Annotated in this window: 12 protein-coding genes; all 12 read left to right on the forward strand. The window is 39.7% G+C overall.

What is annotated here, in order from left to right; all coding sequences use genetic code 11:
• The first annotated feature begins 272 nt into the window (after positions 1-272).
• The 12 genes from lpdA (at position 273) to ASU02_RS16855 (ending at position 15,338) form a co-directional block, all read left to right on the forward strand.
• Positions 273-1,691 carry a dihydrolipoyl dehydrogenase gene (gene lpdA, locus ASU02_RS16800; protein ID WP_057765698.1) on the forward strand — a complete coding sequence of 473 codons (1,419 nt, stop codon included), beginning with the start codon at positions 273-275 and terminating at the stop codon, positions 1,689-1,691.
• Positions 1,692-1,748: 57 nt separating this feature from the next.
• Complete coding sequence (locus tag ASU02_RS16805) at positions 1,749-2,744, forward strand: thiamine pyrophosphate-dependent dehydrogenase E1 component subunit alpha (protein ID WP_057765700.1); 996 nt, start codon at positions 1,749-1,751, stop codon at positions 2,742-2,744.
• A 15-nt stretch (positions 2,745-2,759) separates the two neighbouring features.
• A complete protein-coding gene (locus tag ASU02_RS16810) occupies positions 2,760-3,743 on the forward strand; it encodes an alpha-ketoacid dehydrogenase subunit beta (protein WP_057765702.1) in 984 nt (327 codons plus the stop codon).
• Positions 3,744-4,050: 307 nt separating this feature from the next.
• Positions 4,051-5,370, forward strand: a complete 1,320-nt coding sequence (locus ASU02_RS16815; protein ID WP_057765705.1) for a dihydrolipoamide acetyltransferase family protein — start codon at positions 4,051-4,053, stop codon at positions 5,368-5,370.
• A 389-nt stretch (positions 5,371-5,759) separates the two neighbouring features.
• Entirely contained in the window at positions 5,760-7,589 is a 1,830-nt protein-coding gene (locus tag ASU02_RS16820) for a methylmalonyl-CoA mutase subunit beta (protein ID WP_057765707.1), read from the forward strand.
• Positions 7,582-9,774 (forward strand): methylmalonyl-CoA mutase, encoded by a 2,193-nt coding sequence (scpA, locus tag ASU02_RS16825; protein ID WP_057765709.1) that lies wholly within the window; start codon positions 7,582-7,584, stop codon positions 9,772-9,774. Before ASU02_RS16820 ends, scpA begins: the two co-directional genes overlap by 8 nt.
• A gap of 1 nt (position 9,775) precedes the next feature.
• Entirely contained in the window at positions 9,776-10,897 is a 1,122-nt protein-coding gene (gene meaB, locus ASU02_RS16830; protein WP_057765711.1) for a methylmalonyl Co-A mutase-associated GTPase MeaB, read from the forward strand.
• A 249-nt stretch (positions 10,898-11,146) separates the two neighbouring features.
• Entirely contained in the window at positions 11,147-11,584 is a 438-nt protein-coding gene (locus ASU02_RS16835) for a BrxA/BrxB family bacilliredoxin (RefSeq protein WP_057765713.1), read from the forward strand.
• 255 nt (positions 11,585-11,839) lie between these two features.
• Positions 11,840-12,628 (forward strand): transporter substrate-binding domain-containing protein, encoded by a 789-nt coding sequence (locus ASU02_RS16840; RefSeq protein ID WP_057765715.1) that lies wholly within the window; start codon positions 11,840-11,842, stop codon positions 12,626-12,628.
• Positions 12,629-12,865: 237 nt separating this feature from the next.
• Entirely contained in the window at positions 12,866-13,525 is a 660-nt protein-coding gene (locus ASU02_RS16845; RefSeq protein ID WP_057765717.1) for an amino acid ABC transporter permease, read from the forward strand.
• Positions 13,518-14,240, forward strand: a complete 723-nt coding sequence (locus ASU02_RS16850; protein ID WP_057765719.1) for an amino acid ABC transporter ATP-binding protein — start codon at positions 13,518-13,520, stop codon at positions 14,238-14,240. The genes ASU02_RS16845 and ASU02_RS16850 overlap by 8 nt, the downstream gene beginning before the upstream one ends.
• 102 nt (positions 14,241-14,342) lie before the next feature.
• Positions 14,343-15,338 carry an aromatic acid exporter family protein gene (locus ASU02_RS16855; protein ID WP_057765722.1) on the forward strand — a complete coding sequence of 332 codons (996 nt, stop codon included), beginning with the start codon at positions 14,343-14,345 and terminating at the stop codon, positions 15,336-15,338.
• Positions 15,339-15,345 lie beyond the last annotated feature (7 nt).

Below are 15,345 nucleotides of genomic sequence, written 5' to 3' on the forward strand. Positions count from 1 at the left end.
TTGTAGTATAAATACTGTCTAGCGCAAGCTGCCAGCCCCGCAGTACAGGACGTTCTCGTGTCGACTATCCGACTGGATAAGGAAAGCTTCAGCAGCGACACATCGCATGATCAAAAGCGAAGCTTTTGGGAGGACGTCACGCATTTGTCGACCTCGAGGTCACAAGACAACTCTCTCGCAAAAGGTAAAGAATACTTTTCTGTGGGAGAATTGTGTTGTGGGACTGAAGGGTGAGCAAGGCGCTTGCGCTTTTCTGATTAGGAGGAAATATTGTGGCAGAAGAATATGATTTGGTCATTCTTGGTGGAGGAACTGGCGGATATGTAGCAGCTATCCGTGCTTCTCAACTTGGATTAAAAACTGCATTGGTAGAAAAAGGAAAACTTGGTGGTACATGCTTACATAAGGGATGTATTCCAAGTAAAGCATTACTTCGCAGTGCAGAAGTATATGCACAAACAAAGCATAGTGAAGACTTTGGTGTTATCACAAGTGATGTTTCTGTGAACTTTGGTAAAGTTCAAGAGCGAAAAGGCAAAATCGTTGATCAGCTTCATAAAGGTGTTCAGCACTTAATGAAGCAAGGAAAAATTGACGTATTTGAAGGAATGGGACGTATTTTAGGTCCTTCAATCTTCTCTCCAATGCCAGGAACAATTTCTGTTGAAATGAACAACGGAGAAGAAAATGCTATGCTAGTTCCTAAAAATGTCATCGTTGCAACTGGCTCACGTCCACGTACATTGCCTGGACTTGAGATTGGCGGTAATGTAATGACATCTGATGAAGCTTTAGCAATGGAAGAAATTCCAAAGTCAATCATTATTGTTGGCGGCGGCGTTATCGGTATTGAGTGGGCTTCAATGCTATCAGATTTCGGAGCAGAAGTTACTGTTATCGAATATTCAGATCGTATTATCCCAACAGAAGATAAAGAAATCTCAAAAGAAATGCAGCGCCTGATGAAGAAAAAGGGTGTAAACATCGTAACAAGTGCAAAAGTTCTTCCTGAAACATTAAAACAAGGGAATACTGTTTCAATTTCTGCAGAAGTTAAAGGCGAACAAAAAGAATTTACAGCTGAGAAAATTCTTGTATCTGTTGGACGTCAAGCGAACGTAGAAGGCATCGGTCTTGAAAATACAGATATCCAAGTAGAAAAAGGCTATATCGTTGCAAATGAATATTTTCAAACAAAAGAATCTCATATTTATGCGATCGGTGATGTAATCGGCGGCTTACAGCTTGCACACGTTGCTTCACATGAAGGTATCGTTGCAGTTGAACATATCGCTGGTGAAAATCCATCTCCAATCGACTATGATCTTGTTTCTAAATGCATCTACAGTTCTCCTGAAGCGGCAAGTGTTGGGATAACTGAAGATCAAGCAAAAGAAAAAGGATTTAAAGTGAAAACTGGGAAGTTTTCTTTTAAAGGAATCGGAAAAGCACTTGTATTTGGTGAATCTGATGGTTTCGTGAAAATTGTTGCCGATGAAGAAACAAATGATATTCTTGGCGTGCATATGATTGGTCCACACGTAACAGACATGATTTCTGAAGCTGGACTTGCTAAAGTACTTGATGCAACACCTTGGGAAGTTGCTCATACAATTCATCCGCACCCAACACTATCAGAAGCAATCGGTGAAGCAGCTCTAGCTGTGGATGGAAAAGCTATTCATGGATAAAAATATAGAGAGCTAAATATTAGCTCTCTAGTACATATTTATTTAGGAGGTTACAAAATGGCTAAAAAAAATCGTCATAAAGATTTAGGATTAAGTGATGAGAAAGTATTAGAAATGTATGAAATGATGCTTTTATCACGTCGTATTGATGAGCGTATGTGGCTATTAAACCGCGCTGGTAAAATTCCATTTGTTATTTCATGTCAAGGTCAAGAGGCAGCACAAATTGGTGCAGCGTATGCGCTTGATAAAGAGAAGGATTATGTTCTTCCATACTACCGCGACATGGGTGTTGTATTAACTTTTGGTATGACTGCAAGAGACTTAATGCTTTCTGCATTCGCTAAAGCAGAAGATCCAAACTCAGGCGGCCGTCAAATGCCAGGACACTTTGGTCAAAAGAAAAATCGCATCGTAACAGGTTCTTCTCCAGTTACTACGCAAGTTCCACACGCAGTTGGTATTGCTTTAGCTGGAAAAATGGAAGGAAAAGACTTAGTAACTTTTGTAACATTTGGTGAAGGTTCTTCTAACCAAGGAGACTTTCATGAAGGTGCAAACTTTGCTGGAGTTCACAAGCTTCCTGTTATTTTCATGTGTGAAAATAACAAGTATGCGATCTCAATTCCAATTGAAAAACAATTAGCATGTGAAAAAGTTTCTGATCGTGCAATTGGTTACGGTATGCCAGGGGTTACTGTAGACGGAAATGATCCACTTGAAGTATATAAAGCAGTTAAAGAAGCAGCTGATAGAGGCCGCCGTGGTGAAGGTCCATCACTTGTTGAAACGGTATCTTACCGCTTAACTCCACACTCTTCTGATGATGATGATCGTCCATATCGTTCACGTGAAGAAGTTGAAGAAGCAAAATCGAAAGATTCTATTATTACTTTCGCTGCTTACTTAAAAGAAAATGGCATCTTAAATGATGAAAAAGAAAAAGAAATGAACGATCGTATTATGGCAATCGTTAATGATGCAACAGATTATGCTGAAAATGCTCCATATGCTGATGCAGAACATGCATTGAAATACGTATACGCAGAATAGTAAGGGGGAACAAACATGGCTGTAATTTCATATATTGACGCGGTAACAATGGCAATCCGCGAAGAAATGGAAAGAGATCCAAAGGTTTTTGTTTTAGGTGAAGATGTTGGCTTAAAGGGTGGAGTTTTTAAAGCTACCAATGGTTTATATGATAAATTTGGTGAAGACCGCGTACTTGATACACCACTTGCAGAATCTGCAATTGCTGGTGTAGGTGTTGGAGCAGCAATGTACGGAATGCGTCCAATCGCAGAAATGCAATTTGCTGATTTCATTATGCCTGCTGTAAACCAAATTATTTCTGAAGCAGCAAAAGTACGTTACCGTTCAAATAATGATTGGACTTGTCCAATGGTTATTCGTGCACCATATGGCGGCGGCGTTCACGGTGCATTATATCACTCTCAATCTGTTGAGGCTGTTTTTGCAAACCAACCTGGTTTAAAAATTGTTATGCCTTCTACTCCATATGATGTAAAAGGATTACTTAAAGCGGCAATCCGTGACGAAGATCCCGTTCTATTCTTCGAACACAAGCGTGCATACCGTCTAATCAAAGGCGAAGTTCCTGATGATGATTATGTATTGCCAATTGGTAAAGCTGATGTGAAGCGTGAAGGTGAAGACTTAACAATCATCACTTACGGTCTATGTGTACATTTTGCACTTCAAGCTGCTGAAAAGTTAGCAAAAGATGGTATTTCTGTACATGTACTTGATTTAAGAACGGTTTACCCGCTTGATAAAGAAGCTATCATCGAAGCTGCTTCAAAAACAGGTAAAGTATTACTATTAACTGAGGATACAAAAGAAGGAAGCATCATGGGTGAAGTAGCAGCAATCATTGCTGAAAACTGCCTATTTGATCTGGATGCACCGATTATGCGTCTTGCTGGACCTGATGTTCCTGCAATGCCATACGCTCCTACTATGGAGAAATTCTTTATGGTTAACCCAGATAAAGTAGAAAAAGCAGCACGAGAATTAGCTGAGTACTAAAAGCGAAGGCGACTGTACAGCCCCGACAAGCATAAGTCAGTCAGCTGTTGGGAAGTGATTTTCTTCCCATCGGCTGAATGGCTTATGACCTCGAGGTCGACAAAAACGCGACGTCCTGTCGCATTGTCGACACTAGTACGTCCTGTACGTCGGGGCTAGGAGCCGCAGCTGGACAAAAGAAAAGCTTAGGCGGTTGTACAGGACTTTAGTTCATGAACAACTGTTGTTTGACTTTTGCTAGAAATTTAAAACAGATCTTAGATAAATGGCAACTAGAAATAAAAATGCTTGAAGGAGGTCAATTCCATTGGCTATCGAACAAATTAAAATGCCCCAGCTTGGGGAAAGTGTAACAGAAGGTACAATCAATCAATGGTTAGTTTCTGTTGGTGATAAAGTAAGTAAATATGATCCACTTGCAGAAGTAACAACAGACAAAGTAAATTCTGAAGTTCCATCTTCTTTTGATGGTGTTATTAAAGAATTGATTGCTCAAGAAGGAGAAACGTATGAAGTTGGTGCAGTAATCCTTACTATCGAAACAGAAGGCGGCGGTTCAGCAGCTCCTGAAGCTCCAGCAGCACTAGCGGCTGAGGCTCCTGCAACACCTGCTGCTAGCACTCCTGCTCCAGCAGCAGCAGCTCCAGTTGCAAAAACTGACAATGGCGGCGCACGTTATTCACCAGCAGTTCTTAAGCTTTCTCAAGAGCACGGAATTGACTTAAGCCAAGTAACTGGCACTGGTGCTGGCGGCCGTATTACTCGTAAAGACTTAAATGCATTAATCGAGTCTGGCAATATTCCTAAAGCAGGCGCTGCACCAGTTGCACCTGTTCAAGAAACTGCACCAGCAGCTGCAGCAGCTCCAGCTCCACAAGCTGCGGCACCTAAAGCAGCAGCGGCTACAAATGTACCAGTTGTACCTGGTGATATTGAAATTCCAGTATCTGGCGTTCGTAAAGCAATCGCAGCAAACATGCTTAAGAGCAAGCACGAAGCTCCACATGCATGGACAATGATTGAAGTGGATGTGACAAATCTAATGAGTTTCCGTAACTCATTAAAAGCTGACTTCAAGAAGAAGGAAGGCTTCAACCTTACACCATTTGCTTTCTTCGTAAAAGCAGTTGCTCAAGCGCTTAAAGAGTTCCCTATGATCAACTCTATGTGGGCTGGCGACAAAATTGTTCAAAAGAAGGATATCAACCTATCAATCGCAGTTGCTACTGAAGATGCATTATACGTTCCAGTAATCAAAAATGCTGATGAAAAAACAATCAAAGGCATTGCTCGTGAAATCGGTGAGCTTGCTGGTAAAGTACGTTCAGGTAAATTATCTGGAGCAGATATGTCTGGTGGTACGTTCACAGTAAATAACACTGGTTCATTCGGTTCTATCCAATCAAACGGTATCATCAACCATCCACAAGCTGCAATTTTACAAGTTGAATCAATCGTAAAACGCGCAGTTGTTATGGATAACGGAATGATCGCTGTTCGCGACATGGTGAACCTATGTATGTCACTTGACCACCGCGTTTTAGATGGACTTGTATGCGGTAACTTCTTAAAACGTGTGAAAGAAATCCTTGAAAACACTTCTAAAGAAAATACATCTGTTTATTAATATTATGAAAAAGATTCGCTGCAATTATTGTAGCGGGTCTTTTTTATTTTGAAATAACTTATAGCCCCAAAGGGTTAATAGCGGAAGAGCTATCTTTACTCTAATAAGAAAATGATGGTTTCACCTATTTAGTTCGGACAGTAAGTTAGTTTTTAAAAGAATGGACTACATTTAGATGGGCACAAAACAGTATATAAACAGAATCGCTGCAGCGCAGAGGAATAAATTCTAAAGGAATCAGGAAACTTGATGCCTAATCATGAATTGCTTGTTTTTCGTATGTATATTAAAATAATAACGTAATGACAATTTTGAATTTTAATTTAATTTTGCTGGAGAATCCGAATTGCAGGTAAGGGGGGAAAGCTGTCTATTTTCGGGCAGTCTAGATGACATTAAATAAGATGATTAATGAAACTTTTGAAACGTATACACTGGAGAATTGGGAGAAAAAATCAGAAGAATCATTAAAGGGTAAATCCATTGCTTCCTTATCCAAAAATACATATGAAAACATTCTTTTGAAACCGCTTTATTCAAAAGAGGATTTGAAATTAAACAGTACTGGGCAGTTTCCAGGACAAACTGATTTTAGAAGAGGGGCAGATCCTGCAGGCTATCTAACCAGTCCTTGGAAGGTGGCGCAAAGGATTGATGCCGAGAATGGAGAAGAATTACGAAAAAAACTGCATGCGTCTTTTGAAAGAGGGCAAACGGCTATTTCCTTTCAGTTAGACGAGGACATTGTAAAGGATTTTGTGAAGATTATAGATGGCATCTATGCAACATTCGCCTTTAGTATCGAAGCAGGCAAGGATCAAGCAGATGTTTTAGAAAAATTATCTGATTTAGCTGATTGTGACAAAGTTTCAGGCTATATTGGCAGGGATCTCTTACAAATAGCATCTAATGATGGGCTCAAACAGGAATATGATAAATGGTCCGAAATGATCCAGTCATTCGATAAGAGAATGCCCAATTTGCGTACAATCCTAGTGGATACTAGTGTATATCATAAAGCAGGTGCAAATGCTATTCAGGAGTTAGCTGCCGCTCTTTCTACTGGAGTTCAACATATTCAGGAGCTTCTTGAAAGAGGGATGCCCATAGAGAAAATTTTATCAAAAATGGTTTTTAAATTTTCCATTGGCACAAACTTCTTTATGGAGGTGGCAAAGCTTCGTGCAGCAAGAGTTCTATGGAGCAAGATAGCAGAAGCATACGGAGCAAACGCGGAAGAACAAAAGATGGTGATTTCAGCTGAAACGTCCCCTTTTACAAAAACAGCTTATGACCCATATGTAAATTTGTTGAGGGCCGGAAATGAAGCTTTTGCAGGTGTACTAGGCGGAGTTCAATTTCTACATGTAAGCCCATTTAATGAGCCAGAAGGAAAAACAACCCCCTTTTCTGATCGAATTGCACGAAATACTCAGCTTATTTTAAAAGAAGAAGCCCATTTAAAGAATATTGTCGATCCAGCAGGCGGTTCATGGTATGTGGAGAATCTGACAAATGAACTTGCTGAAAAGGCTTGGGCATTATTTCTGAAGATTGAAGAGAAGGACGGAATGGCTTCAGTATTGAAAACAGGATGGATTCAAGAACAAATTGCCGAGGTAATGAAGAAGAGAAACGAAGATCTCTTCAAGCGTAAACAAAGTATGATCGGAACGAATATTTATGCTAATCTTAACGATCACCCATTGCAGAATGTAATGGAAAGCTTAGAAGCCAATCATGCATTGCCACATAATCGTTTATCAGAACCATTTGAAAAATTACGCAGGGCAGCTCAAAGGCTAGTGCAATCAGGCAGCGAACCAAAGGCTGGACTTATTTGTATCGGTGAGTTAAAGGAGCATAAAGCTCGAGCAGATTTCATGACAGGCTTTCTGGCACCTGGCGGGATTAAAACGGATGCTAGCACAAATATTGATCATCCGAAATCCGCTTTACAATTCATTCAGGAATCCAATTTGCACCATTATGTCTTGTGTGGAACGGACAAGCAATATGATGAGTTAGCGCTGGAGCTTGTCCACTCAATAAAGGAAAATTATCCGGATGTACGGCTATACTTAGCGGGACTTCCTGAGGAAAGCAAACAAGCAGCATTCCAGCAGGCGGGAATCGAGCAATTTATTTATGCGAAAAGCAATTGTTATGAAATATTAACTTCCTTGCTTAGTGAAATGGAGGCGGAAGTCAATGAGTAAAAAACCTGATTTTAATAAAATTTCGCTTTTTGACCATAAGCAAGCTTCAAAAGAAGAATGGAAAAAAATAGTACAGGAAGAGTTACATGAATCAATAGATAATCTTCTATTTGAAACGTACGAACAAATTCATGTAAAGCCTCTTTATACAGAAGAAGATGTTAATACTCTCGAACATCTTGACGGAAAACCAGGTCTTCCTCCTTATACTCGCGGGCCTTACCCGACTATGTATGTGAATAGACCGTGGACGGTCCGTCAGTATGCTGGGTTCTCAACCGCTGAAGAAAGCAATGCTTTTTATCGCCGCAATTTAGCAATGGGTCAGAAGGGCCTTTCAGTGGCCTTTGACCTTGCAACACACAGAGGCTATGATTCTGACCATCCAAGAGTAGTAGGGGATGTTGGAAAAGCTGGTGTAGCAATCGACTCTGTTCTTGATATGAAAACACTTTTTGACGGGATTCCTTTGGATCAAATGTCTGTCTCAATGACAATGAATGGAGCCGTACTACCCGTCATGGCCTTCTTTATTGTTACAGCAGAGGAACAAGGTGTGAGTCAGGAAAAACTTTCAGGCACGATCCAAAATGATATTTTGAAAGAGTACATGGTGCGTAATACGTACATTTATCCTCCGGAAATATCAATGAAAATTATTGCAGATATATTTGAATACACATCCAAATATATGCCTAAATTTAATAGCATCAGTATTTCTGGCTATCATATGCAAGAAGCAGGAGCACCAGCTGACATTGAATTAGCCTATACACTTGCTGACGGTCTAGAGTACGTAAGAACTGGACTCTCGGCAGGGATTGATATTGATTCATTTGCGCCGAGGCTCTCTTTCTTCTGGGCGATCGGGATGAACTACTTTATGGAAGTGGCAAAAATGCGTGCTGCCCGCTTTATCTGGGCAAAAATGATGAAAACATTTGAACCGAAAAATCCTAAGTCCATGGCATTAAGAACTCATTCCCAAACATCAGGCTGGAGTTTAACAGAGCAGGATCCATTTAACAATGTTACTAGGACGCTGATTGAAGCCCATGCAGCTGCGATGGGACATACACAGTCCCTCCATACGAATGCACTTGATGAAGCAATTGCTTTGCCGACAGATTTTTCGGCACGTATTGCCCGAAATACACAGCTATTTCTGCAGGAAGAAACGGGAATTACGAATGTGATTGATCCATGGGCGGGCTCATATTATGTAGAAGCATTAACAGATCAATTAATAAAGCGAGCTTGGGAGCATATTGAAGAGATTGAAAACCTTGGCGGGATGGCAAAAGCGATTGAAACTGGCTTGCCAAAGATGAAAATTGAAGAGGCAGCTGCCCGCAGACAAGCACAAATTGATTCTGGAAAAGAGACGATTATCGGTGTGAATAAATATCGCCTTGATCAAGAAGAACCAATTGAAATCCTTGATATTGATAACACGGCTGTTCGCTTAAAACAAATTGAAAAGCTGGAGAATTTAAAAGCAGCACGTGATGAGGAGAAAGTTATAGAAGCACTTGAAGCAATAACGAAAGCTGTAGAAACAAGAGAAGGCAATCTACTTGATCTTTCTGTACAGGCAGCAAGAGTGCGTGCAACACTTGGAGAAATTTCATATGCCATTGAAAAGGTAGCTAATCGCCATAAGGCAATTATTCGCTCCATAAGCGGCGTGTATAGCTCAGCATTCTCAAATGAAGAAGAGATTACAGAAGTGAAGCTTATGACTGATGAATTTCTTGAAAATGAAGGAAGAAGACCAAGGATTCTCGTAGCAAAAATGGGGCAGGATGGTCATGACCGAGGAGCTAAAGTCATTGCCACGGCATTCGCGGATTTAGGCTTTGACGTCGATATCGGCCCATTATTCCAAACACCGGAAGAAACGGCAAGACAAGCAGTAGAAAACGACGTCCATGTGATCGGTATGAGTTCACTTGCTGCAGGTCATAAAACTCTTCTTCCTCAGTTAATTGAAGAGCTTGCGAAGCTTGAAAGAGAGGACATCCTAGTTGTGATTGGCGGAGTGATTCCTGCACAGGATTATCAATTTCTTCTTGAAAATGGAGCTGCTGCAATTTTTGGACCTGGAACTATTATCCCAGTCGCTGCTCAAAAAGTAATTCGTGCCATCTATAACCGTCTTGGATATGAGGAAGTGTCACAGTAAAATGGATAAAAGACCAGAATGGTTTGATGGGAAAATTCCTGATAATTTTACTAGCGTTGTTAGAAAAGGTGTTCAAACAGGTCAGCCTGAATCTTCCTTTATTAAAAAAGGCCGCTTTCAACAGAAGAATCGGCCAGAAGTGAATATTGCTGAATGGACTGAAGGCGTTTTAACAGGAAACCGTGGAATGCTAGCTCAAGCGATCACATTAATTGAAAGCAATGCAGAGCATCATTTTCGAACAGCCCAAAAACTTCTGCAAGAGCTTCTTCCGCATTCAGGTAATGCGATCCGCATTGGAATTACAGGTGTACCAGGTGCTGGGAAAAGTACATTTATTGAAGCTTTTGGCACGTTCCTATGTGATCTAGGATTGAAGGTGGCTGTGCTCGCAGTTGATCCAAGTTCAAGTATAAGCGGAGGAAGTATTCTTGGGGACAAAACGAGAATGGAACAGCTTTCGCGAAACCCAAGAGCATTTATTCGTCCCTCTCCTTCTGCTGGTAAACTCGGAGGGGTTCACAGGAAGACGCGCGAAACAATTACTTTGTGCGAAGCAGCTGGCTTCAATGTCATTCTTGTAGAAACAGTTGGCGTGGGGCAAAGTGAAGTACTTGTTAGGGACATGGTCGATTTTTTCATGCTACTAGTTTTGACTGGTGCAGGAGATGAACTGCAAGGGATGAAGAAAGGGATCATGGAGCTGGCAGATGCTGTACTTGTTAACAAAGCGGATGGAGAGAACAAACGATTGGCATTAAAAACGAAAGCTGAATACAATCGGATCCTTCATTTTCTCCAGCCAGCAACAAAAGGATGGCAAACAAAAGCAGCCACATGCTCTGCGATCTATCAAGAAGGAATGAAAGATATTTGGGATACTATTCAATCATTCGAAAAGACAACAAAGAAATCTGGCGTATTTGAAAATAGGAGAAGAGCGCAAACGAAGGAATGGATCTACGCAATGATCATTGACCAGCTCCAATTTAGTTTTTTCAACCATCAAGAGGTGAAACCGCTGCTGCCTCAAATGGAAAATGAAGTAATTGCAGGAGCCCGAACAGTGACATCTGCAGTAGAGGAATTATTCCAAGCCTATTCGATTAATAAAAAATTGTAAGAAGCTGCCTTTGGCAGCTTTTTAACTTAATGGGCTAGGTAAACTTTTGTTTAAAAAGGTCAAATGTAATTTTGACAATCCACCTATTATTGCAAAAGGCCAAAAATAATTGCACCTCCCTAATTATTAATGCAAATCACCTAAATAGATTAACGCGTACCTTAAAGCCCTCTACGTTGAAAAGAATGTTCATCTATTGGTATGATGTAGGTATGGAAGTTTTATATCCAAAAAGGAGCGAACATACAGATGAATATGGATTTTAATTTTTTTATGAATGATGTTGTAGCAAATGCACGCAGAGAAATTGTTGATGCTGGCTATACAGAATTAAAAACACCTGAAGAGGTTGAAAAAGCAATTGCAGAAAAAGGAACAACTCTTGTAATGGTTAACTCTGTTTGTGGATGTGCGGGTGGGATTGCTCGTCCAGCAGCTGCTCATGCGCTGCATTATGATAAACGTCCAGATCATTTAGTGACAGTATTTGCAGGTCAGGATAAAGAAGCAACTGAAACTGCACGCAGCTATTTTACTGGATTCCCGCCTTCCTCTCCTTCCTTTGCATTATTAAAAGATGGAAAGCTATGTGCAATGATTGAGCGTCATGATATTGAAGGACATGAACCAATGGCAGTTATACAAAAGCTGCAAAATGCATTTGAGCAGCATTGCGAAGATCTATAATGTAGAAAGAAGCCTCGTATGAGGCTTTTTTTATTTCTGTTACATAATATCCTTAGAAAAAATAGGTCTAAATATTTATTTTCAAAATAATAATATATAAAAATAGTATTGCATAAATATAAAAATGTGTTAAAATACATTCAAGTGAATAATTATTAATATACGATTGATACTTGAAAATTAATAATTTATCGCTAATAATAGATAATAGTTAATTATAATAATTTTCAGAAAAGTTATAGGGGGAAAATAATAATGAAAAAAATAGTTTCTATCTTTTTTATTAGTATTCTATTAATTGGATTACTTGCTGCTTGTGGTAAAAGCGAAGAAAATGCATCTAACGGCTCTAAAGATAAGGATTCTGATAAAAAGGTTCTAACGATGGCAACATCTGCAGATTATGCGCCATTTGAATATATCGATACAGCTAAAGGTGATGAAATTATCGGGATTGATATTGATATTGCAAAAGCAGTAACTGAAAAGCTTGGCTATGAGTTTGAAGTCCGCGATATGGATTTCGGCGGATTAATTCAGGCACTTCAATCTGGTCAAGCGGATTTTGTTCTATCTGCAATGTCTGCAACAGATGAAAGAAAAGAGAGTGTAGATTTTAGTGAAATCTATTATACATCTAAACATATGATTGTTTCTAAAAAGGACAGCGGAATTACGAAGGTAGAAGATCTTAAAGGCAAAAAGGTTGGTGCACAGCTAGGCTCTATTCAAGAGGAAAAGGCGAAGGAATTAGCTGAAGAAGTGGATATGACTGTTGAAAACCGCAATCGTATTCCAGAATTAATTCAAGAAATAAAGGCAGGACGTTTTGATGCAGCAATTATTGAGGATACAGTTGCGCAGGGCTATTTAGAAAATAATGATGATATTGAAGGCTTCACAGTTGAAGATGCGGATGGCGGCTATGCAATTGCTCTGCCAAAGGACAGTGAATTGACTGAGGAATTCAACAAAGCATTAAAAGAAATGATTGATAACGGGGAATTAGATAAGATTTTGAAAAAGTGGTTTGAAGGTGAATGATTATAAGCTAGGCTTCTAATCTATTAAAAACGTTCAGAAGGATACTCAACTTCTGAACGTTTTTGCCCTCACACCAGCATCCGCATTTCTGGTTGTCTAGCTTCTGCGACTAGGGGCTCGAGGTCATAAGCCAATCCAGCAAGAAGGTTAAAGAACAACCTTCCCGCTGGCTCGTCTTATGCTTGTCGTCCCTGATCAAGTCGCATCCGCATTTCTTAATTGAGAGGATTGTTATACATGAACCTAGATTTTACATCCATTCTGCCTTCCCTCCCTTATATATTAAGAGGGATTGGCGTGACATTGCAAATTGTCGCTTTAGCAGGACTATTAGGATTTTTACTTGGAATTATTCTATCATTATTTAAAATAAGCTCCATTAAAGTGCTTGGATGGTTAGCAGATGCGTATACATCGATCTTTCGAGGCACACCTTTAGTATTGCAGCTAATGATTATTTATTTTGGTTCACCGCAAATATTTGGCTATCAAATTGAACCATATGTGGCTGCTGTACTCGCCTTTGGTTTGAATTCTGCTGCTTATATTTCTGAAATTATTCGTGCGGGTATTCTTGCAGTTGATAAAGGACAAAGTGAAGCAGCAATGGCACTAGGTGTTCCTTACCGAAAGATGATGCTCAACATCATTCTTCCACAGGCTTTGAAAAATATTTTACCAGCATTAATGAATGAATTTATTACTCTGACTAAGGAGTCGGCCATCGTTACCACCATTGGGGTAATGGATATCATGCGCAGAGCTTACCAAGTAGGAGCGGACAAGTTTCGTTTCTTTGAACCATTATTATTAGCAGGTCTTATCTATTACTTAATGGTCATTACATTAACCATTCTTGGAAAAGTTGTTGAAAGGAGGATGAGACGCGGTGATTAAAATTGAAAATCTGCATAAACAGTTTGGAAAGCTTGAAGTGCTTAAAGGGATTACCACAACGATAAAGGAAGGCGAAGTTGTGGCAATTATCGGTCCATCAGGTTCAGGAAAGTCAACCTTCCTCCGTTGTATTAACCTTTTAGAAAAGCCTACAAACGGGCGTATCTTTATCGGTGAGCAAGATATTACAGACAAAAAAACAAATATCATGAAGGTCCGTCAAAATGTAGGAATGGTTTTTCAGCATTTTCATTTATTCCCGCATAAGTCAGTCCTTGAGAATTTAACCTATGCACCTATGAAAGTGAAGGGGCAGTCCAAGCAGGAAGCTGAGAAAATTGGTCTTGGGCTATTAGCAAAAGTTGGACTATCTTCGAAAGCAAATGAATATCCTGGCCGATTATCAGGAGGGCAAAAACAAAGGGTTGCGATTGCCCGTGCATTAGCGATGCAGCCTGAGGTCATGCTTTTTGATGAACCGACATCAGCACTTGACCCAGAAATGGTTAAAGAGGTGTTAGATGTAATGAAATCACTGGCACATACAGGAATGACGATGGCCATTGTTACCCACGAAATGGGATTTGCTAGAGAAGTAGCAGATCGTGTCCTATTTTTAGATGGTGGTGTACTCGTAGAAGATGCACCGCCTAGTGAATTCTTTTCCAATCCAACCTCTGATCGTGCAAAAGACTTCTTGCAAAAAATGCTTTGAATTGTATAATAAAATGGATGAAGATGGTCTTAATGATCATCTTCTCTTTTTTTGGACATAATTTGTTATGAAGTTAAAAAAGTAATTGTAGGAGTTTTTTATATGAAGTTTAAAATAGGCTATCGAACAATAAAAACAGCCATTGGCACATCCGCAGCGATCATTCTTGCTCAGATTTTGGGGTTCGATAATTTTGTTTCGGCGGGAATATTAACCATTCTATGTATCCAGGTAACGAAAAAGAAATCGTTTAAGACTTCTTGGAACCGTTTCAGCGCCTGTTTGTTAGCGATGTTATTTTCTATTGTTTTTTTCGAAGGGATGGCTTATCATCCGATTATCATCGGCTTTTTATTACTATTTTTCATCCCGACGGCCGTTATGCTTAAAATTAGTGATGGCATCGTGACGAGCAGTGTGATCATTCTGCATATTTATTCGGCTGGAGAAGTCACTTTTGATATTCTAATGAATGAATTAGGGATTATAACGATTGGGATTGGTGTTGCTCTTCTGGCGAATCTTTATATGCCAAGTCTTGATCAAAAACTGCTGGAATATCAAATCCAGATTGAAGAAAATTTTAAAAGGATATTTGATGAAATTGTTATTTATTTACGAACAAATGAAAGTAATTGGGATGGGCTGGAGATAACCGAAACAGCCCAGTTAATTGAAGAAGCACAAGTCCTCGCCTATAGAGATGTGGAAAATCGCCTGCTTCGTAATGAAAATGTATATTATCACTATTTTAAAATGCGGGAAAAGCAATTTGAAATCATTGAAAGAGTTCTCCCTATTGTCATTTCGATTTCCTATACAATTGAACAAGGGGAAATGGTGGCTGATTTTATGGAAGAGTTAGCTGCAAATATCCATCCGGGAAATACAGCAAACCGCTTTTTGGAAAAGTTATACGAAATGAAATCTTCCTTTAAAAGCATGGAGCTGCCAAAAACGAGAGAAGAATTTGAAGCGCGTGCGGCTCTTTTTCAATTTGTAAGGGAAATGGAAGAGTATTTATGGATTAAAAGCTCTGCAAAGGAGTTAAAGCGGGGAAGAAAGGAGAATCATTTCACTGAATCCGGTGCAAACTAACGGAAAA

It is taken from the genome of Cytobacillus praedii (assembly GCF_001439605.1).
Lineage (GTDB): Bacteria > Bacillota > Bacilli > Bacillales > Cytobacillaceae > Cytobacillus > Cytobacillus praedii.